The sequence below is a fragment of the Phycicoccus mangrovi genome (assembly GCF_018729305.1).
In the GTDB taxonomy this organism is placed as follows: Bacteria; Actinomycetota; Actinomycetes; order Actinomycetales; family Dermatophilaceae; genus Phycicoccus; species Phycicoccus jejuensis.
The window spans coordinates 57,397-76,556 of the sequence record NZ_JAHHWP010000017.1; the positions used below are offsets into that span (position 1 = coordinate 57,397).

At 73.2% G+C, this 19,160-nt stretch carries 18 protein-coding genes; 3 read left to right on the forward strand and 15 right to left on the reverse strand.

The genetic code is table 11. The features are described from left to right. Positions 1–19: 19 nt before the first annotated feature. The 13 genes from pyk to hisI all read right to left on the reverse strand — a co-directional run bounded on the left by pyk (position 20) and on the right by hisI (position 15,750). On the reverse strand, positions 20–1,483 hold the full coding sequence (gene pyk, locus KMZ30_RS15795) for a pyruvate kinase (RefSeq protein ID WP_215513697.1): 1,464 nt from the start codon (positions 1,481–1,483) through the stop codon (positions 20–22). 196 nt (positions 1,484–1,679) lie between these two features. Beyond that, complete coding sequence (locus KMZ30_RS15800) at positions 1,680–3,140, reverse strand: glutamate synthase subunit beta (RefSeq protein WP_215513696.1); 1,461 nt, start codon at positions 3,138–3,140, stop codon at positions 1,680–1,682. Then, positions 3,133–7,674, reverse strand: coding sequence for a glutamate synthase large subunit (gene gltB / locus KMZ30_RS15805; RefSeq protein ID WP_215513695.1), 4,542 nt, complete (start codon positions 7,672–7,674; stop codon positions 3,133–3,135). Before gltB ends, KMZ30_RS15800 begins: the two co-directional genes overlap by 8 nt. A 192-nt stretch (positions 7,675–7,866) precedes the next feature. After that, complete coding sequence (lgt, locus tag KMZ30_RS15810; RefSeq protein ID WP_215513694.1) at positions 7,867–8,703, reverse strand: prolipoprotein diacylglyceryl transferase; 837 nt, start codon at positions 8,701–8,703, stop codon at positions 7,867–7,869. Positions 8,704–8,734: 31 nt separating this feature from the next. Further along, on the reverse strand, positions 8,735–9,514 hold the full coding sequence (locus tag KMZ30_RS15815) for a DsbA family protein (RefSeq protein WP_215513693.1): 780 nt from the start codon (positions 9,512–9,514) through the stop codon (positions 8,735–8,737). A gap of 30 nt (positions 9,515–9,544) precedes the next feature. Then, positions 9,545–10,063, reverse strand: coding sequence for a MauE/DoxX family redox-associated membrane protein (locus KMZ30_RS15820; protein ID WP_215513692.1), 519 nt, complete (start codon positions 10,061–10,063; stop codon positions 9,545–9,547). Continuing rightward, complete coding sequence (trpA, locus tag KMZ30_RS15825) at positions 10,060–10,878, reverse strand: tryptophan synthase subunit alpha (protein WP_215513691.1); 819 nt, start codon at positions 10,876–10,878, stop codon at positions 10,060–10,062. The genes KMZ30_RS15820 and trpA overlap by 4 nt, the downstream gene beginning before the upstream one ends. Then, on the reverse strand, positions 10,875–12,122 hold the full coding sequence (trpB, locus tag KMZ30_RS15830; RefSeq protein WP_372447523.1) for a tryptophan synthase subunit beta: 1,248 nt from the start codon (positions 12,120–12,122) through the stop codon (positions 10,875–10,877). Before trpB ends, trpA begins: the two co-directional genes overlap by 4 nt. Further along, complete coding sequence (gene trpC, locus KMZ30_RS15835; protein WP_308279820.1) at positions 12,119–12,919, reverse strand: indole-3-glycerol phosphate synthase TrpC; 801 nt, start codon at positions 12,917–12,919, stop codon at positions 12,119–12,121. The genes trpB and trpC overlap by 4 nt, the downstream gene beginning before the upstream one ends. A 14-nt stretch (positions 12,920–12,933) precedes the next feature. Next, positions 12,934–13,161: an HGxxPAAW family protein gene (locus KMZ30_RS15840; RefSeq protein ID WP_215513689.1), complete on the reverse strand. Its 228-nt coding sequence runs from the start codon at positions 13,159–13,161 to the stop codon at positions 12,934–12,936. Between the two features lie 65 nt (positions 13,162–13,226). Then, positions 13,227–13,832 (reverse strand): Trp biosynthesis-associated membrane protein, encoded by a 606-nt coding sequence (locus KMZ30_RS15845; protein WP_215513688.1) that lies wholly within the window; start codon positions 13,830–13,832, stop codon positions 13,227–13,229. Next, on the reverse strand, positions 13,829–15,385 hold the full coding sequence (locus KMZ30_RS15850) for an anthranilate synthase component I (RefSeq protein WP_215513687.1): 1,557 nt from the start codon (positions 15,383–15,385) through the stop codon (positions 13,829–13,831). The genes KMZ30_RS15845 and KMZ30_RS15850 overlap by 4 nt, the downstream gene beginning before the upstream one ends. After that, a complete protein-coding gene (gene hisI / locus KMZ30_RS15855) occupies positions 15,382–15,750 on the reverse strand; it encodes a phosphoribosyl-AMP cyclohydrolase (RefSeq protein WP_215513686.1) in 369 nt (122 codons plus the stop codon). The genes KMZ30_RS15850 and hisI overlap by 4 nt, the downstream gene beginning before the upstream one ends. 144 nt (positions 15,751–15,894) lie before the next feature. Here hisI and KMZ30_RS15860 point away from each other — a divergent pair, with 144 nt between their 5' ends. The 3 genes from KMZ30_RS15860 (at position 15,895) to KMZ30_RS15870 (ending at position 18,030) form a co-directional block, all read left to right on the forward strand. Next, positions 15,895–16,158: a hypothetical protein gene (locus tag KMZ30_RS15860; protein ID WP_215513685.1), complete on the forward strand. Its 264-nt coding sequence runs from the start codon at positions 15,895–15,897 to the stop codon at positions 16,156–16,158. Further along, on the forward strand, positions 16,158–17,546 hold the full coding sequence (locus KMZ30_RS15865; protein ID WP_215513684.1) for a DUF4331 domain-containing protein: 1,389 nt from the start codon (positions 16,158–16,160) through the stop codon (positions 17,544–17,546). The genes KMZ30_RS15860 and KMZ30_RS15865 overlap by 1 nt, the downstream gene beginning before the upstream one ends. Before the next feature lie 82 nt (positions 17,547–17,628). Next, positions 17,629–18,030, forward strand: coding sequence for a hypothetical protein (locus tag KMZ30_RS15870; protein ID WP_215513683.1), 402 nt, complete (start codon positions 17,629–17,631; stop codon positions 18,028–18,030). Here the strand turns inward: KMZ30_RS15870 and KMZ30_RS15875 are convergent. Then, positions 18,005–18,652 carry a Pr6Pr family membrane protein gene (locus KMZ30_RS15875; RefSeq protein ID WP_215513682.1) on the reverse strand — a complete coding sequence of 216 codons (648 nt, stop codon included), beginning with the start codon at positions 18,650–18,652 and terminating at the stop codon, positions 18,005–18,007. The genes KMZ30_RS15870 and KMZ30_RS15875 overlap by 26 nt on opposite strands. Then, positions 18,649–19,143, reverse strand: coding sequence for a hypothetical protein (locus KMZ30_RS15880; protein WP_215513681.1), 495 nt, complete (start codon positions 19,141–19,143; stop codon positions 18,649–18,651). Before KMZ30_RS15880 ends, KMZ30_RS15875 begins: the two co-directional genes overlap by 4 nt. Between the last annotated feature and the right edge of the window lie 17 nt (positions 19,144–19,160).

Here is a 19,160-nt window from a genome sequence, read left to right on the forward strand (position 1 = left end):
GAGGGCCACCGTGCCGGCCTCAGGCGTGTCCGTGCTTCGCCGCCTCGACGTAGGCGGGCGCGACCCGGTTCTTGGCGTCGCCGACCTTGTGCACGCGCAGGGCGTTCGTCGAGCCGGGGATGCCGGGGGGCGAGCCCGCGACGATGACCACCTGGTCGCCCTCCTGGACCCGGCCGAGTCCCATGAGCACCTCGTCGACCTGCATGGCCATCTCGTCGGTGTGCCGGACCTTGCCGACGAGGAAGGTCTCGACGCCCCACGTGAGCGCGAGCTGGCTGCGCGTCGACTGGTTGGGCGTGAAGGCGAGCATCGGGATGCGCGGGCGCACCCGCGACAGGCGCCGCGAGGAGTCGCCGCCCTCGGTGAACGTGATGAGGTACTTGACCCCGAGCAGCTCGCCGATCTCGGCGGCCGCAGCCGTGACGGCGCCGCCCTTGGAGTTCGGCCGGGTGCCGAGCGGGCGGATGCGGTGCAGCCCGTGCGTCTCCGTGTTCTCGATGATGCGGGCCATCGTCCGCACGGCGGCGAACGGGTTCTTGCCGACGCTCGTCTCGCCGGAGAGCATGAGCGCGTCGGCGCCGTCGAGGACGGCGTTGGCGGCGTCGGAGGCCTCCGCGCGGGTCGGGCGGCTGTTCTCGATCATCGACTCGAGCACCTGGGTCGCGACGATGACCGGCTTGGCCCGGCGGCGCGCGATCTCGCAGGCGCGCTTCTGCACGAGCGGCACCTGCTCCAGCGGCATCTCGACGCCGAGGTCGCCGCGGGCCACCATGACGCCGTCGAAGGCGCGGATGATCTCGTCGAGGTTCTCGACGGCCTGCGGCTTCTCGATCTTCGCGATGACCGGGAGGCGGTGGCCCTCCTCGTCCATGATCTCGTGGACGCGGCGGATGTCGTCGGCGCTGCGGACGAACGACAGCGCGATCATGTCGGCGCCGACCCGCAGGCCCCAGCGCAGGTCATCCTCGTCCTTCTCGGACAGCGCCGGCACCGAGACGGCGACGCCCGGCAGGTTGATGCCCTTGTTGTTGCTCAGCGGGCCGCCCTCGAGGACCTGGCAGACGACGTCGGTCTCGGTGACGTCGGTGGCGATGAGCGCGATCTTGCCGTCGTCGATGAGGATGCGGTCGCCGGTGTGGACGTCGCCCGGCAGCCCGTCGTACGTCGTGCCGACCTCGGTGACGTCACCGGGGACGTCGCGCGTGGTGATCGTGAAGGTCGCGCCGTTCTGGAGGACGACGGGCCCGTCCTGGAACCGCGCGGTGCGGATCTTCGGGCCCTGGAGGTCGACGAGCACGCCGACCGCGCGGCCGACGGCGTCGCTCGCGCGGCGGACGTCGAGGTAGACCTGCTCGTGGTCGGCGTGGACGCCGTGGCTGAGGTTGAGGCGGGCCACGTCCATCCCGGCCCGGACGAGCTCTCGCAGGTTCTCGGCGCTGGAGGTGGCGGGGCCGAGGGTGCAGACGATCTTGGCGCGACGCATGCCGCCGAGCCTATCGGTGCAACCGCTTCCATCGTGACGCGGGCCACATCGCGGTCGCTCCCCCGCCGAACCCCACCATCCCCACGCGCCTCTCCTTTTCGGGGTCACCCCGAGATGTCCACGAGACCCCGGCTCGGAACCGGGGTCTCGTGGACGAAGCCCTGTGTCGGGCCGGAGGTCGGACCGGGGTGTCGGCTCAGGCCGTCAGCGGGCGGTCCGTCGGCGCGACCGGGCGGGGCAGCCGCGACGGCTTGCCCATGAGCCAGGCGTCGACCTCGTGGGCGACCGAACGACCCTCGGCGATGGCCCAGACGATGAGCGACTGCCCGCGGCCGGCGTCGCCGGCGACGAACACGCCCGGCACCGACGACATGAAGTGGCCGTCGCGCGCGACGTTCGTGCGCTCGTCCTTGTCGACCCCGAGCTGCTCGAGCAGCCCGCCGGGCTGCGGCCCGAGGAAGCCCATCGCGAGCAGCACGAGCTGCGCCGGGATCTCGCGCTCGGAGCCCTCGACCTTCTCGAAGCCGTTCTCGCCCATCCGTACCTCGTGCAGGCGCAGCGCGCGCACCCGGCCCTGGTCGTCGCCGACGACCTCGCTCGTCGTCGTCGCGTAGACCCGCTCGCCGCCCTCCTCGTGCGCCGAGGCGACGCGGAAGAGCATCGGGTAGGTCGGCCACGGGTGGGCGCCGGCGCGCTCGATGCCGGGCTGCGGCATGATCTCGAGGCTCGTCACCGATCGGGCGCCCTGGCGGTGCGCCGTGCCGATGCAGTCGGCGCCGGTGTCGCCGCCGCCGATGACGACGACGTCCTTGCCGGTGGCGGTCACCTGGTTCTCGACGCTCTGCCCGAGCGCGACCCGGTTGGCCGGCGGCAGGAAGTCCATCGCCTGGACCACGCCGTCGAGCTCGCGGCCGGGGACGGGCAGGTCGCGCGGCACGGTCGAGCCGATGGCGACGACGACCGCGTCGAACCGCTTGCGGAGGTCGGCCCCGGTGAGGTCGCCACCGACGTCGACGCCGGTGCGGAAGCGGGTGCCCTCGGACTTCATCTGCGCGATGCGCCGGTCGAGGACGGCCTTCTCCATCTTGAACTCGGGGATGCCGTAGCGCAGCAGGCCGCCGGGCTGGTCGGCCCGCTCGTAGACCGCGACGGTGTGCCCCGCGCGCGTCAGCTGCTGGGCGGCCGCGAGGCCGGCCGGGCCGGAGCCGACGACCGCGACGGTCTTGCCGGACAGCCGCTCCGGGGAGACCGGAAGGATCGTGCCGTTCTCGAAGGCGCGGTCGACGACCGTCACCTCGACCTGCTTGATGGTGACCGGCGGCTGGTTGATGCCGAGGACGCACGCCGACTCGCACGGCGCCGGGCAGAGCCGACCGGTGAACTCGGGGAAGTTGTTCGTGGCGTGCAGCCGCTCGATCGCCTCGCGCCACTCCCCCTTCCACGCGAGGTCGTTCCACTCGGGGATGAGGTTGCCCAGCGGACACCCGCTGTGGCAGAAAGGGATCCCGCAGTCCATACAGCGACCGGCCTGGCGCTGCAGCTCGGGCACCGCCTGCGCCTCGTAGACCTCCTTCCAGTCCCGGATGCGCACCGGGACCGGGCGGCGGCGCGGCAGCTCGCGCTCACGCGTCTTGAGAAAACCCTGGGGGTCAGCCACGGGAGGCCTCCATGATCCGCTCCCACACCTGGGGGCCGTCGGGGTCGAGTCCCTCCGTCTCCGCCTGCGCCCGCACGTCGAGGACGCGCTGGTACTGGCGCGGGAGGACGAGGGTGAAGGCCGACCGGGCACTGCCCCAGTCGGCGAGGAGCCGCGCCGCGACACCCGAGTCGGTCCACCGGACGTGGCGCTCGAGGAGGTCGTGGACGACGAGCTCGTCGTCCGGCCGGAGCGGCAGGAGGTCGACCAGCTCTGGGTTGACCCGGTCGTGGTCGAGGTCGAGGACGTACGCGACACCGCCGGACATGCCGGCCGCGACGTTGCGTCCGGTCGGGCCGAGGACGAGCGCCGTGCCACCGGTCATGTACTCGAGGCCGTGGTCGCCCACGCCCTCGACGACGGCGGTGGCGCCGGAGTTGCGGACGCAGAAGCGCTCGCCGACCCGGCCGCGGAGGAACAGCTCGCCGGAGGTCGCGCCGTAGCCGATGACGTTGCCGGCGATGACGTTCTCCTCGGCGACGAGCGCCGAGCCCGGGGCCGGGCGGACGACGACGCGTCCGCCGGAGAGGCCCTTGCCCACGTAGTCGTTGGCGTCGCCCTCGAGCCGCAGCGTGACACCGGCCGGGAGGAAGGCCCCGAAGCTCTGCCCGGCGGAGCCGGTCAGGGTGAGGTCGATCGTGCCGTCCGCGAGCCCGTCCGGGTGCGCCTTGGTCACCTCGTGGCCGAGCATCGTGCCGACCGTCCGGTTGACGTTGCGGATCGCGAAGCGCGCCTGTACCGCCTCGCCGTGGTCGATGGCGTCGCGGGCCGCGGCGATGAGCTGGTGGTCCAGCGCCTTCTCGAGCCCGTGGTCCTGCGCGACGCGGTGGCGGATGCCCGAGCCGTCGGGGCTCTCGACGGCCGTGAGGACCGGCCCGAGGTCGAGCCCCGAGGCCTTCCAGTGCTGCACGGCCTTGCTCACGTCGAGGTGCTGGATCTGGCCGATCGCCTCCTCGATGCTCCGGAAGCCGAGCGCGGCGAGGTGCTCGCGCACCTCCTCCGCGATGTACTCGAAGAAGGTCTCGACGAACTCGGGCTGCCCCGAGAAGCGCGTGCGCAGCTCCGGGTTCTGAGTCGCGATGCCGACGGGACACGTGTCGAGGTGGCAGACGCGCATGAGCACGCAGCCGGAGACGACGAGCGGCGCCGTGGCGAAGCCGAACTCCTCGGCGCCGAGCAGCGCGGCGACGACGACGTCGCGCCCGGTCTTGATCTGCCCGTCGACCTGGACGACGATCCGGTCGCGCAGGCCGTTGAGGACGAGCGTCTGCTGGGTCTCGGCGAGGCCGAGCTCCCACGGGCCGCCCGCGTGCTTGAGCGAGGTGAGCGGCGCGGCACCGGTGCCGCCGTCGTGGCCGCTGATGAGGACGACGTCGGCGTGCGCCTTGCTGACACCGGCGGCGACCGTCCCGACCCCGACCTCGGAGACGAGCTTGACGTGGACCCGCGCCTGCGGGTTCGCGTTCTTGAGGTCGTGGATCAGCTGCGCGAGGTCCTCGATCGAGTAGATGTCGTGGTGCGGCGGCGGGCTGATGAGGCCGACGCCGGGCGTCGAGTGCCGGGTCCGCGCGACCCACGGGTAGACCTTCGGGCCGGGCAGCTGGCCGCCCTCGCCGGGCTTGGCGCCCTGGGCCATCTTGATCTGGATGTCGTCGCTGTGCGTCAGGTACATCGAGGTCACGCCGAAGCGGCCCGAGGCGACCTGCTTGATGGCCGAGCGGCGCACCGGGTCCAGCAGCCGGTCGACGTCCTCGCCGCCCTCGCCGGTGTTCGAGCGCGCGCCGAGGCGGTTCATCGCGACGGCGAGCGTCTCGTGCGCCTCCTTGCTGATCGAGCCGTAGCTCATCGCGCCGGTGGAGAACCGCCGGACGATCGACTCGACGGGCTCGACCTCCTCGAGCGGCACCGGCTCGCGCGGCGTCGCGCCGCCGAGCTCGAAGAGCCCGCGCAGGGTCATCAGCCGGCCGGACTGCTCGTCGACGCGCTGGGTGTACTGCTTGAAGACGTCGTAGCGCCGCTGGCGCGTCGCGTGCTGGAGCCGGAAGACCGTCTCGGGGTCGAACAGGTGCGGCTCTCCCTCGCGGCGCCACTGGTACTCGCCGCCGACGACGAGCTTGCGGTGCGCCTGGCGGATGCCGTCCGGCGGGTAGGCCATCCCGTGCCGGGCCGCGGTCTCGGCGGCGACGACGTCGAGGCCGATGCCGCCGAGCTGGCTCACCGTGCCGGTGAAGAACTCGTCGACGAGCTCCTGGGAGAGCCCGATGGCCTCGAAGACCTGGGCGCCGCGGTAGGACGCGACGGTCGAGATGCCCATCTTCGACATCACCTTGAGGACGCCCTTGCCGAGCGCCTTGATGAGGTTGGCGACCGCCTTCTCCTCGGTGACGTCGGTGATGTCGCCGCGGCGGACCATGTCCTCGACGGACTCCATCGCGAGGTAGGGGTTGATCGCGGCGGCGCCGTAGCCGACGAGGAGCGCGACGTGGTGGACCTCGCGCACGTCACCGGCCTCGACGACGAGGCCGACCTGGGTGCGGGTCTTCTCGCGGATCAGGTGGTGGTGCACCGCGGAGGTGAGCAGGAGCGACGGGATCGGCGCGAGGTCGCGGTCGGAGTCGCGGTCGGAGAGGACGACGAAGCGCGCTCCCCCGGCGATGGCCTCCGACACCTCGGCGAAGATCTCGTGCAGGCGCGCCCGCAGGGCCGCCTCGCCGCCGCTCACGTCGTACGTGCCACGCACGACGACCGTCTCGAAGCCGGGCAGGTCGCCGTCGGCGTTGATGTGGACGATCTTCGCGAGCTCGTCGTTGTCGATGACCGGGAACGGCAGGACGACCTGGCGCGCGTGCGCCGGGTTGGCGTCGAGCAGGTTGCCCTCCGGCCCGATCGAGCCGGCGAGCGAGGTGACGAGCTCCTCGCGGATGGCGTCGAGCGGCGGGTTGGTGACCTGCGCGAAGAGCTGGGTGAAGTAGTCGAAGACCAGCCGCGGCCGCTCGGACAGGACCGCGATGGGCGTGTCGGTACCCATCGACCCCAGCGCCTCGGCGCCGGTGCGGGCCATCGGCGCGAGGACGACCTTGAGCTCCTCCTCGGTGTACCCGAAGGTGCGCTGGCGGCGCGCCACCGAGGCGGCGGTGTGGACGATGTGCTCGCGCTCGGGCAGGTCCTTCAGCCCGATGAGGCCCGCGTGCAGCCACTCCTCGTACGGGTGCTCGCCGGCGAGCCCGGACTTGACCTCCTCGTCACCGACGATCCGCCCGGCGGCGGTGTCGACGAGGAACATCCTGCCCGGCTGCAGGCGACCCCGGCGCACGACGTTCTCGGGCTCGAGGTCGAGGACCCCGGCCTCGGAGGCGAGGACGACGAGGCCGTCGTCGGTGACCCAGTAGCGGCCGGGACGCAGGCCGTTGCGGTCGAGGACCGCCCCGACGAGGGTGCCGTCGGTGAAGCAGACGGCGGCCGGGCCGTCCCAGGGCTCCATGAACGTCGAGTGGAACTCGTAGAAGGCCCGGCGGGCGGGGTCCATCGTCGCGTGGTTCTCCCACGCCTCGGGGATCATCATGAGCACCGCGTGCGGCAGGCTGCGCCCGCCGAGGTGGATCAGCTCGAGGACCTCGTCGAAGGACGCGGAGTCCGACGCCTCGGGGCTGCAGATCGGCGAGATGCGCGAGAGGTCGCCGGGCAGGACGTCGGACGCGAGCATGCTCTCGCGGGCGTGCATCCAGTTGCGGTTGCCCTTGACGGTGTTGATCTCGCCGTTGTGGGCGATGAGCCGGTACGGGTGCGCCAGCGGCCAGCTCGGGAAGGTGTTGGTCGAGAAGCGCGAGTGCACGAGGGCGAGCTCGGTCGCGAAGCGCTCGTCCGAGAGGTCCGGGAAGAAGGGCTCGAGCTGGCCCGTCGTCAGCATCCCCTTGTAGACGACCGTGCGGGCCGACAGCGACGGGAAGTAGACCTCGGCCTGTCGCTCGGCACGCTTGCGCAGGACGAAGGCGACCCGGTCCAGCTCGATGCCCGTGAGGCCCTGCTCGGACGCGACGAACAGCTGCCGGAAGCAGGGCATCGTCGCGCGGGCGGCCTCGCCGACGAGGTCGGGGACGACGGGCACGTCGCGCCAGGCGAGGACCCGCAGGCCCTCCTCGGCGGCGATCGCCTCGATGCGCTCCTGGGCGGCCTCGCGCTCGGCGGCGTCGGTCGGCAGGTAGGCCATCCCGGCCGCGTAGGCGCCGGCGGGCGGCAGCTCGGCGTCGACGACGGCCCGGAAGAAGGCGTCGGGCACCTGGGTGAGGATGCCGGCGCCGTCACCGACGAGCGGGTCGGCACCGGTGGCGCCGCGGTGGTCGAGGTTGCGCAGCGCGTCGAGGGCGTGGGCGACGATGTCGTGGCCCGCGCTCCCCCGCATCGTCGCGACCATCGCCACACCGCACGCGTCGTGCTCGTGCTCGCGGCGGTAGAGCCCGACGTCGTCGGGCTGGGCGGAGAAGCGGGCGACGGTCACGTCGGATCACCGTCCTCGGGGGTCGACGGCCCCTCGCGGGACCGGGCACGGCAAGGTCAGGCGCGGACGTCTCTGGCCACGTGCCGGAATGCTATCCCCGGCCCCCCGCGTCTTGCCATTCGAGCGCCGCTATCCCACATCCTGGGACTCGGGGTGCTCCGCCGTGGACGCCTCCGCGGCGGGCTCGTCGACCTAATCGGTCTCGGCCCGGCGGGCCCGACGACCGGTGTGCCACACGATCCAGACCCCGAGGAGGAAGACGAGGATGCTCGTCCACACGTTGAGCCGCTGCCCGAGGATGAGCTCGGCCTCGTCGGTGCGCATCTTCTCGACGACGATGCGCCCGATCGGGTAGCCGGCGACGTAGAGGCCGAGCAGCTGCCCGGGTGCGAGGCGGCGACGGCGGTCGAGCGCGAGGAGCCCGAACCCGAGGACGAGCAGGAAGAGCGACTCGTAGAGGAAGGTCGGGTGGTAGACGCCCGCCACGACGGCGTTGCCGGAGGCGTCGGTGACGGCGCGGCCGGCGGCCTGGTCCCACTGGTGGACGGTCAGCCCCCACGGGAGCGTGGTCGGGCCGCCGTGCAGCTCGTTGTTGAACCAGTTGCCCCACCGGCCGATCGCCTGGGCGAAGGCGACACCGGGCACGGCGGCGTCGGCGAAGGTGAGGAAGGGGACGCCGGCCCGCCGGCACCCGATCCAGACGCCGACGGCACCGAGCGCGATCGCGCCCCAGATGCCGAGGCCGCCGTTCCAGATCTTCAGCGCGTCGAGCGGGCGGCCGCCCTCGCCCCAGTACGGCTCGGGCGTCGTGATGACGTGGTAGAGCCGGCCGCCGATGATCCCGAGGATGACGGCGTAGGCCGACACGTCGAGCGCGACGCCGGAGTCGACCCCGCGCGCCGCGAGGCGACGGCCGGTCAGCCACACCGCGAGGACGATGCCCGCGAGGATGCACAGGGCGTACGCCCGGATCGTCAGGGGCCCGAGGTCGAACGCCGCGACCGTCGGGCTCGGCAGGTAGGTCGTCACGCCCGACGACCCGCCTGCCGGAGCGCCGGGGTCACTTCGTGGCGTCCTGGATCGCCTGGGTCAGCAGCTCGGGGGTGCCGACCTGGCCGAGGTCGAGGTCCTTGCCGTCGAGGCGCAGGGTCGGGGTGCCGCGCACGCCGTCCTCGAAGCTCTTCTTCTCGACCGAGTTGACGTAGTCGACGTACTTGTTGGCGTCGTAGCACTGCTGCCAGGTCGTCAGCGCGCTGCCGGTGATGCCGGCCGCGGACGCGAAGCCCTTGAGCTGCGCGTCGGTGAACCCGGCGCCCTCGGTCGGCTGGTTGGCGTACGCCTGGTCGTGGAACTCCTGGAACTTGCCGGCGTCGGCCGCGCAGAAGGCGGCGTTGCCGGCCTTGGTGGAGCTGTCGTTGCGCAGGTTGTCGTCGAGGAAGTTCTTCACGTGGTAGACGACCTTGACCTTGCCCTCCTTCGCGAGGGACTCGACGGTCGGGCCGAGCTGGTCCTCGAAGGCCTTGCATGCCGGGCACTGGAAGTCCTCGAAGACGTCGAGGGTCGGCGCGCCCGCTGCGGCCTGGACGTCGGTGAAGGCCGGGTACCCGGCGCCGAGGCCCGCGGCGCCGGCCGGCACGGCGTTGCCGCCGCCGGTCACGGCGTTCTTCTGCGAGGTCTCCATCCAGATGACGCCACCGACGACCGCGACGATGGCGACGACCACGACGACCGTCGCGACGACGATCTTGTTGACACCCCCGCCGCCGTTCGCCTTCTGCGCCGCCTGGATCTTCGCCTGGCGGGCGTTGCCCGGCCTCGGCTTCGTCGAGTTCTTGGCCATGTCGGGGGTGATGCCTTTCGGTGCGGTCGGTCAGTGTCCGAAGAGGACGCGGTCGAGGGAGGCGAGGGTGCGGGGCCGCCACCAGAGCCAGGCGCCGGCGAGGGCGAACGAGGCGTCCCGCGCGATCTCCTGAGGGTACTTCGTCTCGTTGGCGCCCACCTGGCCGCCGCCGCCGAAGCAGCCGCAGTCGATGGTCAGGCCGCGCGCCCACGCCTGCGAGATCCCGAGGACGAAGACGACCATGAGCAGCGTGCCGACGATCGCCGCCGGCCGCGTGAACAGGCCGAGGACGAGCAGGACCCCGAGGACGATCTCGAGGAAGGGCAGCGCGAGGCCGATCCAGCCGGCGACGTCCATCGAGAGGAACGGCAGGTCGTAGGCCTGCACCGCGCGCTGCGAGGTGAGCGGGCGGCCGACCTTGGCGAACCCGGCCCAGACGAGGACGACCCCGAGGAAGAGGCGGGCCGCGAGCCCGACGACGTCGAGGACGCGCTCGGAGCGGTACCAGGCGGCGGGCGCGGTGCCCACCTCGTCGGTGCTCGTGCTCATCGCTTCCCCTCCCGGACACCCTGGGCCAGCTCGGTGGTCAGACTGCGCAACGCCTCGAGCCGATCGGAGAGTTCCCCGTCGCCGGCGAGGGTCCGCACGAGCGCGGAGCCGACGATGACGCCGTCGGCGTAGGCGGCGATCTCGGCCGCCTGCTCGCGCGTCGAGACGCCGAGGCCGATGCAGACGGGGACGTCGGTGACCTCGCGGACGCGCTCGACGAGCGTGCGGGCGTCGGTGTCGACGCTCGTGCGCACCCCCGTGACCCCCATCGTCGAGGCCGCGTAGACGAAGCCGCGGCAGGCCGAGGTGACCTTCTCGAGGCGGTCCGGGGTGCTGCTCGGGGCGACGAGGAAGACCCGGTCCAGGCCGTGCCGCTCGCTCGCGGCCAGCCAGTCGTCGGCCTCGTCCGGCACGAGGTCCGGGGTGATGAGGCCCGCGCCGCCGGCGGCCTCGAGGTCGGCGGCGAACGTCTCGACGCCCCGCTTGAGCACGAGGTTCCAGTAGGTCATGACGACCGGGACGGCGCCCGCGTCGCGGACGGCCGAGACGGCGGTGAAGACGTCGTCGACGCGGACCCCGGCGGCGAGGGCGGCGGCCATCGCCTCCTGGTTGACCGGGCCGTCGATGACGGGGTCGCTGTACGCGACGCCGACCTCGACGATGTCGCACCCGGCCTCGACGAGGACCTTCATGGCCTCGATGGAGTCCTCGACGCTCGGGTAGCCGACCGGGAGGTAGCCGACGAGCGCGGCGCGACCCTCCGCGCGGCAGCGCTCGAGGACCTCCCCGAGGCGGGTGGCCTGGGTGGTGCTCACGACTGGGTGCCCTCCTCGACGAGGCCGAAGTACGCGGCGGCGGTGTGCATGTCCTTGTCACCGCGGCCCGAGAGGTTGACGAGGACGAGGCCCTCGGGACCGAGCTCGCGCCCGACCTCCATCGCGCCGACGAGCGCGTGCGCCGACTCCAGCGCCGGGATGATGCCCTCGGTGCGGCAGAGCAGCCGGAAGGCCTCCATCACCGCGTCGTCGGTGGCGTACCGGTACTCGGCGCGGCCGCTGTCGCGCAGGTGGGCGTGCTCGGGACCGACGCTCGGGTAGTCCAGGCCGGCCGAGATCGAGTGCGACTCGACCGTCTGCCCGTCGGTGTCCTGCATGAGGTAGCTCATCGCGCCGTGGAGCACACCGGGGGTCGCGTCCGCGGCGAAGCGGGCGGCGTGGCGCCCGGACTCCACGCCCTCGCCGCCGGCCTCGACACCGATGAGCCGCACGCCGGCGTCGGGGACGAAGCGGTGGAAGATGCCCATCGCGTTCGAGCCGCCGCCGACGCAGGCGACGACGGCGTCGGGCAGGCGCCCGGTCAGCTCGAGGACCTGCGCCCGGGCCTCCTCGCCGATGATCGCGTGGAAGTCGCGGACCATCTCCGGGAACGGGTGCGGGCCGGTGACCGTGCCGATGGCGTAGTGCGTCGTCGTGACGTTCGTGACCCAGTCGCGCAGGGCCTCGTTGATCGCGTCCTTGAGCGTGGCCGAGCCGTGCTCGACGGCGACGACCTCGGCACCGAGGATCTTCATCCGCGCGACGTTGAGCGCCTGGCGCTCGGTGTCGACCTTGCCCATGTAGACCGTGCACTCCAGGCCCATGAGCGCCGCGGCGGTGGCGGTCGCGACGCCGTGCTGGCCCGCGCCGGTCTCGGCGATGATGCGGGTCTTGCCCATGCGCTTCGTGAGCAGCGCCTGGGCGAGGACGTTGTTGATCTTGTGCGACCCGGTGTGGTTGAGGTCCTCGCGCTTGAGGACCACCCGGGCGCCGCCGCAGTGCGCGGCGAAGCGCGGCACCTCGGTGATGATGCTCGGCCGTCCGGTGTACGTGGCGTGCAGGCGGGCGAGCTCGTCCTGGAACTCGGGGTCGACGGCCGCCTTCTGGCGGGCCTCGTCGAGCTGCTCGAGCGCCGGGACGAGCGCCTCGGGCACGTAGCGGCCGCCGAAGTCGCCGAACCGGCCCGGGCGGGGCAGCTCGTCGACGGTCAGGCCGGTCTCGGTGGTGTCGGTGGTGTCGGTCACGGGGTCGCCTCCACGGCTCCGGCGGCGACGATCGCGGCGGCCCCGGCCGCCGGGTCGCCGTCGCGGACGAGGGCCTCGCCGACGAGGACGACGTCGGCGCCCTGCGCGGCGTACGCCGCGGCGTCGGCGGGACCGGTGATGCCCGACTCGGCGACGATGACGACGCCGTCCGGGACGAGCGGCCGCAGCCGCGAGAAGGTGTCGGGGTGCACCTCGAGGGTCTTGAGGTTGCGGGCGTTGACACCGATGACGGTGGCGCCCGCGTCGACGGCGCGCTGCGTCTCGGCCTCGTCGTGGACCTCGACGAGCGCGGTCATCCCGAGCTCGCCGACGCGCGCCAGGAGCGACCGGAACAGGTCGTCGTCGAGCGCGGCGACGATGAGCAGCACGATGTCGGCGCCGTGGGCCCGCGCCTCCCAGACCTGGTAGTCGGTGACGACGAAGTCCTTGCGCAGCACGGGGATCGACACGGCTGCGCGCACGGCGTCGAGGTCGGCGAGGCTGCCGCCGAAGCGCCGCTGCTCGGTGAGGACCGAGATCGCGCTCGCGCCGCCGGCCTCGTAGGAGGCAGCCAGTGCCGCGGGGTCGGGGATGTCCGAGAGCGCGCCCTTGCTGGGGCTCGCGCGCTTGACCTCGGCGATGAGCGAGACGCCCGGGCGCCGGAACGCCGCCTCGGCGTCGAGCGCCGGCGGGGCGGCCGACGCGAGCTCGCGCACCCGCTCGAGCGGCAGGTGCGCCTCGCGCTCCGCGAGGTCCTCGCGGACCCCGGCGACGATGGAGTCGAGGACGGAGGTCACGGGAGGACCGTCGGTCATCGGATCGAGGGGGCCTCGCCGCGGTCGCGCCCGGCCGCGCCGTACCCGGCCATGGAGAGGACCTTGCCGGCGATGCCGCCGACGACGGCCAGCACCGCGCCGCCGATGAACAGCGGGACGTTCGGGAACATCACGGCGAGGCACATGACGGCCGACGCGACGATGATGATGCCCACCGCGGTCCACGCCGCCAGGCTGTGGCCGTGGTCTTCGATCTCGCTCATGGGGGCTCCACCTCGGAAGGGGTCGGGGGCCGGTCGGCCCGGGACGTGACGTCGTGTCGATTCTGTCAGGTCGTGGCGTCGTCGCCGACGTCGGTGGGGTCGCGCCCGGCGGAGAGGTCGTCCCAGTCGCTCGCCACGCGCTCGCCCCTCCGGCCGGCGACGTGGCCCTCGGCCGCACCCGGCGCCTCGTAGCGGCGGGACGGCCCGGCCCAGCGGCGCGCGCCCACGAGCGCGCAGCCGAGGGCGAGCGCGGCGAGGAGGACGCCGAGGAGCGCCGTCCAGGGCATCGCCGTCGCGGAGGCGACCGCCTCGACCGTCCCGGTGCGGCCGACGCGGGTGGCCGCCACCGGCCCGAGCGCGCCGGAGGGGTCGGCGAGCACCCGGACGGTGAGGACGCCGGCGACGACCAGGCACCCCGCCCAGAGGACGAGGGCGACCGTGCGGCCCACGCGCCCGGCGGCGACGACGGCGACGGCCGCCGCGGCGACCGCCAGGGCGATCGCGGACAGGCCGGGCGCGACCTCCGCGCCGGTGGCCTCGACCCGGCTGCCACCGAGGACCGCGTCGGCGACGGACCCCGACACCCACGGCCGGAACCCGGCGACGAGGACGACGCCCGCGCCGAGGAGCGCGAGCAGGGCGACGGGGCCCTTGCCGGTCAGCCGCCTCACGACACGGTCCGCATCGCCCCGGCCGTCGCGACGGCGCGCAGCGCGGCCGTGGCCTTGGCGACGCACTCCTCGTGCTCGCGGGCGGGCACCGAGTCGGCGACGACGCCGGCGCCGGCCTGCACGTGCGCGACGCCGTCCCGCACGAGCGCGGTGCGGATGGCGATCGCCATGTCGAGGTCGCCGTGGAAGTCGAGGTAGCCGACGACGCCGCCGTAGACGCCGCGTCGTGACGGCTCGTAGTGCTCGATGAGCGCGAGCGCCCGCGGCTTCGGGGCGCCGGAGAGGGTGCCGGCCGGGAACGTCGACACGAGGACGTCGTAGGCCCCGACACCGGGCCGGGTGTCGCCGACGACCGTCGACTCCAGGTGCATCACGTGGCTGTATCGGCGCACGTCCATGAACTCGACGACGTCGACCGTGCCGGGGCGGCAGACCCGCTGGAGGTCGTTGCGGCCGAGGTCGACGAGCATGACGTGCTCGGCGCGCTCCTTGGGGTCGGCGAGCAGCTCCTCGGCGAGCCGGACGTCGTCCTCCGGCGTCTTGCCGCGGGGCCGCGACCCGGCGATCGGGTGGGTGATGGCCCGCTCCCCCGTGACCCGGACGAGCGCCTCCGGGCTGCTGCCGACGACGGCGTAGTCGGACCCGTCGGGCGCGGGGAAGCGGAAGAGGTACATGTAGGGGCTCGGGTTGGAGGCCCGCAGGGCGCGGTAGACCTCGAGCGGGTCGGCCGGGCAGTCGAGCGAGAACCGCTGCGAGAGGACGACCTGGAACACCTCGCCCGCCCGGATGTCCTCCTTGGCGAGCTCGACGACCTCCTCGTAGCGCTCGCGGGTGGTGTTCGAGCGCACGCCGGCCATCGCGGCCTCGACGGCCTCGGTGTCGACGACGGCGACGGTGCTCGGGGCCGGGGCCGCGAGCGCCGCGGTCATCGCGTCGAGCCGCGCGACCGCGTCGGACCAGGCCTGCTCGACGCGCTCGTCGGTGTCGTCGTAGTTGACGGCGTTGGCGACGAGGAGGATCGAGCCGTCGGCGTGGTCGAGCACGGCGAGGTCGGTGGCGAGCATCATCGCGAGCTCGGGGACGCCGAGCTCGTCCGGCAGGTCGCTCGGGACCTTCTCCCAGCGGCGCACCGCGTCGTACGAGACGGCGCCGACCATCCCGCCGGTCAGCGGGGGCAGGCCGGCGATGGGCGGTGTGGCGAGGACCTCCATGGTGGCGCGCAGCGCCTCGGTGGCCGGGCCGTCGGTGGGCACGCCGACCGGCGGCTCGCCGAGCCAGTGCGCCTCGCCGTCGCGCTCGGTGAGGGTGGCCCGGCTGGCCGCCCCGATGATCGACCAGCGCGACCACACGCCGCCGTGCTCGGCGGACTCGAGGAGGAAGGTGCCGGGCCGGTCGCCGGCGAGCTTGCGGTAGACCCCGACCGGCGTCTCGGCGTCGCCCATGAGGCGCCGGACGACGGGGATGACGCGCCGGTCGCGCGCGAGCACGCCGAACGCGTCGAGCCCCGGCCAGGTCTGCCCGTAGGCGAGGTCGGGGGTCTCGGCGGCACTCATGCGCCGGCCCCGACGACCGCGCCCAGGTCCCCCGCGTCGAAGCACGTGCGGTCGCCGGTGTGGCAGGCGGCACCGACCTGCTCGACGCGGACGAGGAGCGCGTCGCCGTCGCAGTCGAGCGCGACCGAGCGCACGTGCTGGGCGTGGCCGGACGTGTCCCCCTTGCGCCAGTACTCCTCCCGGCTGCGCGACCAGAACGTCACGCGCCCCTCGGTCAGGGTGCGGCGCAGCGCCTCGTCGTCCATCCAGCCGAGCATGAGGACCTCACCGGTGTCGTGCTGCTGGACGATCGCGGCGACGAGACCGTGCTCGTCGCGCTTCAGGCGGGCGGCGACGGCGGGGTCGAGGGCGGGGTCGGTCGGCACCCGCCCATTCTGCCGTGACGGGTCGACCCATCCGACCCGGGGGACGGCTCCGAACACCAACGGGTCGCTGTGGACCCGGGTGGTCGACGTCCGCGGCCCGCTCCCGCGCGGGAGGTCCTCCCGCGCCCCACGAAGGGAAGCACCATGGCAGGGACATCACGACGCGGCCTCCTGGCGGCGGCGGGGACGACGACGGCCATTGCCGTCGTCGCCACGGCCACGGCGGCGCAGGGCGCCACCCGTGACAAGGACGACGTCCTCGGCGAGCTCGACGACGCCGTGCTCGTCGCGTACATCGAGGACCCCGGCTCCGGGGTCATCTCGCTCATGGTCGGCGAGGAGGAGGTCGAGGTCCACGACCCCGCCCTCGTCCGCCGGCTCGTCAAGGCGTCGGGAGGGAAGGCCTGATGTCCTCCCACCGCGAGGCCCCCGAGGTCTCCAAGGACCCCGTCGCCGACAACACCGACGTCTACGCGTTCGTCAGCCCGGACAAGCCGAGCCACGTCACGCTCATCGCCAACTTCATCCCCTTCCAGAACCCGCAGGGCGGTCCGAACTTCTACGAGTTCGGCGACGACGTGCTCTACGAGATCAAGGTCAGCAACTCGGGGACGGCCGGCGAGGCCGACATCGTGTACCGGTTCCGGTTCGTCACCGGCATCCGCAACAAGAAGACCTTCCTCTACAACACGGGCCCGATCACCTCGATCAGTGACTCGACGTGGACCCGCCCGCAGTACTACTCGGTGACGCGGTACGAGAAGGGCAAGGGGTGGACGACGCTCGCCGAGCGGCTGGCCTGCCCGCCGGTCAACGTCGGGCCGCGCAGCACGCCGAACTACGAGAAGCTCGCCGCGCAGGCGGTCCACCGCATCGCGGGCGGGCGCACCGTGTTCGCCGGGCAGCGGGCGGAGGGCTTCCACGTCGACCTCGGCAGCATCTTCGACCTCGGGACGCTGCGGCCCTACCAGATGGCGCACCTCATCCCGTCCGCCGCGGCGGCGGGGGTCAACGGCACCCAGGGGCTCAACGTCCACAGCATCGCGATCCAGGTGCCCAAGACCGACCTCACGGCCGGCCACGGGGCGCCGACGGACGTCGACGACGCCCGCTCGGTCATCGGGGTGTGGGCTACGGCCAGCCGCCAGAAGATCCGCGTCCTCAAGGTCGGGCAGGGCAAGGCCGAGGACGCCGGGCCCTTCCGGCAGGTCTCGCGGCTGGGCAACCCGCTGTTCAACGAGGTCATCACCCCGATGGCCGAGAAGGACACGTGGAACTCGGTCGGGCCTGACGGTGACAAGCGGTTCGCGCAGTACGTGGCGCGGCCCGAGCTCGCCGGTCTCCTGCCGGTGCTCTATCCCGGGGTGTTCCCCCGCCTGGCCGCCTACAAGAAGGACCGCGCCGACCTGCTCGCCATCCTCCTGACGGGCATCCCGAAGGGGGTCGTGCCGGGCTTCCAGAACTACACCGGCGCGAACCAGGCGGACATGCTGCGTCTCAACCTCGCGGTCCCGCCGGCGAAGAAGCCGAACCCCATCGGGCTCGTCGCGGGTGACGCCGCGGGGTTCCCCAACGGTCGCCGCCCGGTCGACGACGTCGTGGCCATCGAGCTGCGCGCCGTGGCCGGGGCGACCATCCCCCTCGTGGACCCGTCGTTCACGCCGGACGACGCGACCGCCGGCCTGACCGACGGCACGAGCAACACCAACCCGCCGTTCCTCGACGAGTTCCCCTACCTGGGGACCCCGGCCGGGGGGTACCAGACCACGCCCGGTACCGCCGGCGGCGCCGCCTGACCGACCGGCCCGTCCCACCCACCCCCGCGGTGGGTGGGGCGGGCCACCGGCTGGCACCACCACACCGACCGAGAGGACCGCCGTGCCCACCACCGAGAACCCGTACGCCGGACAGGGGCCCGTGCCCCTCGACATCGGCGGCGACGTCGGCGCGCTCGTCGTGACGATGCCCGACCACCGCCCCGACCTCGACGACCTCGAGGTCGAGATCCGGCCCGCCGGGGCGGTCGCCGACCACCCGCACGACCACGACCACCCGCACCACCACCACGACCACGACCGACCGCACGGCCATGCGCACGCGTCGCCGTTCCCCCACGTCGGGGTCGTGCCCCGGCCGACCCCGTCGGGCACCGTGTCGTGCCTCGTCTACCCCGAGCTGCTCGCCGGCGACTACGAGCTCTACCCGGTGGGCACCCACGGCGTGACGATGACGGCCACGGTCGTGGGCGGCGAGGTCACCGAGCTCGACTGGCCGGCCTGAGCCGGCGGTCGAGGGCGACGACCGCGGCGAAGAGCAGCAGGAAGAGCACGGTGATGCCGACGACCGCGACGGCGACGGCGCCGACACCGTTCTCCCGGTGGTCGAGGAACGGGTAGGGGTACCAGCCGCTCAGGCCACCGACGACGAGGGTCCACGCGGTCCACGCGACCGGCCACAGGACGGCCTCGAGGGCGGTGCGCCACGTCGTGCGCGGGCGGGGGCCGACCAGCACCCAGACGAGCACGGCGAGCACCGGCACGACGACGTGGAGCAGCTTGTCGACGAACCAGTTCGCGCCGCTGAGGTCGAGCAGGGGCCGCAGCAGGACGAAATGCACGAGCCCGGTCACGGTGATGCCGACGAGCGCGGCGAGCCGCACCGGGCGCCACCAGCGGCCGTCGCGCAGCGGGTCGCGCCACAGCTGCCACGCCGTGACGGCGACGAGGACGTTGCTCTGGATCGTGAAGTACGCGACCAGGCGGTACAGGCGCGTGGCCAGCGGCGGCACCTCGTCGTTCAGGACCGCCTCCCCCGAGAGCACGAGGACGGTCTGGAACGCGAGGGCGAAGGTCGCCACGAGGGCGACCACGAGGTGCAGCTGCCGTGCGCGGGAGGCGGTCACGAGCGTGAGTGTAGGGCGCGCCCACCGGCTCGGGAGGGGTCGAGGAGCGGCTCTCCGGTGAGGGCACACCACAGCCCGACGGCGAGGAACACCGGCGCCCCGAGCACCCCGCACCAGAAGCTGCGGGCCACCGCGCCGGCCGGGACGAGCGCCGCGAGCACCGCCACCGCGACGAGCAGCCCCGCGGTGAGGTGCAGCACCGGCTGGGAGAAGACGACCGCGAGCGCGACGAAGTGCAGGCCCACGACGAGGTGGACGGTGAAGGCCCGGCTCCCCGGCTCGATGGCGCTCGACCCGCTCCAGTGCCGCACCGCCTGCGTCGTGCTCCAGCCGGCGAGCGCGAGCCCGGCGACGCCGAGCGCTCCGAGCAGCACCCGCCACAGCACCGGCCGCGGCGGACCCTCCTGGGCCCAGCCGGACCAGATGAACGTCGCGAGGCCGAACACGGCCCCCACCATCACGAGGTCGCGCGGGTGCGCGGTGTCGAGCATCTCTCCCCCTCCGTCGC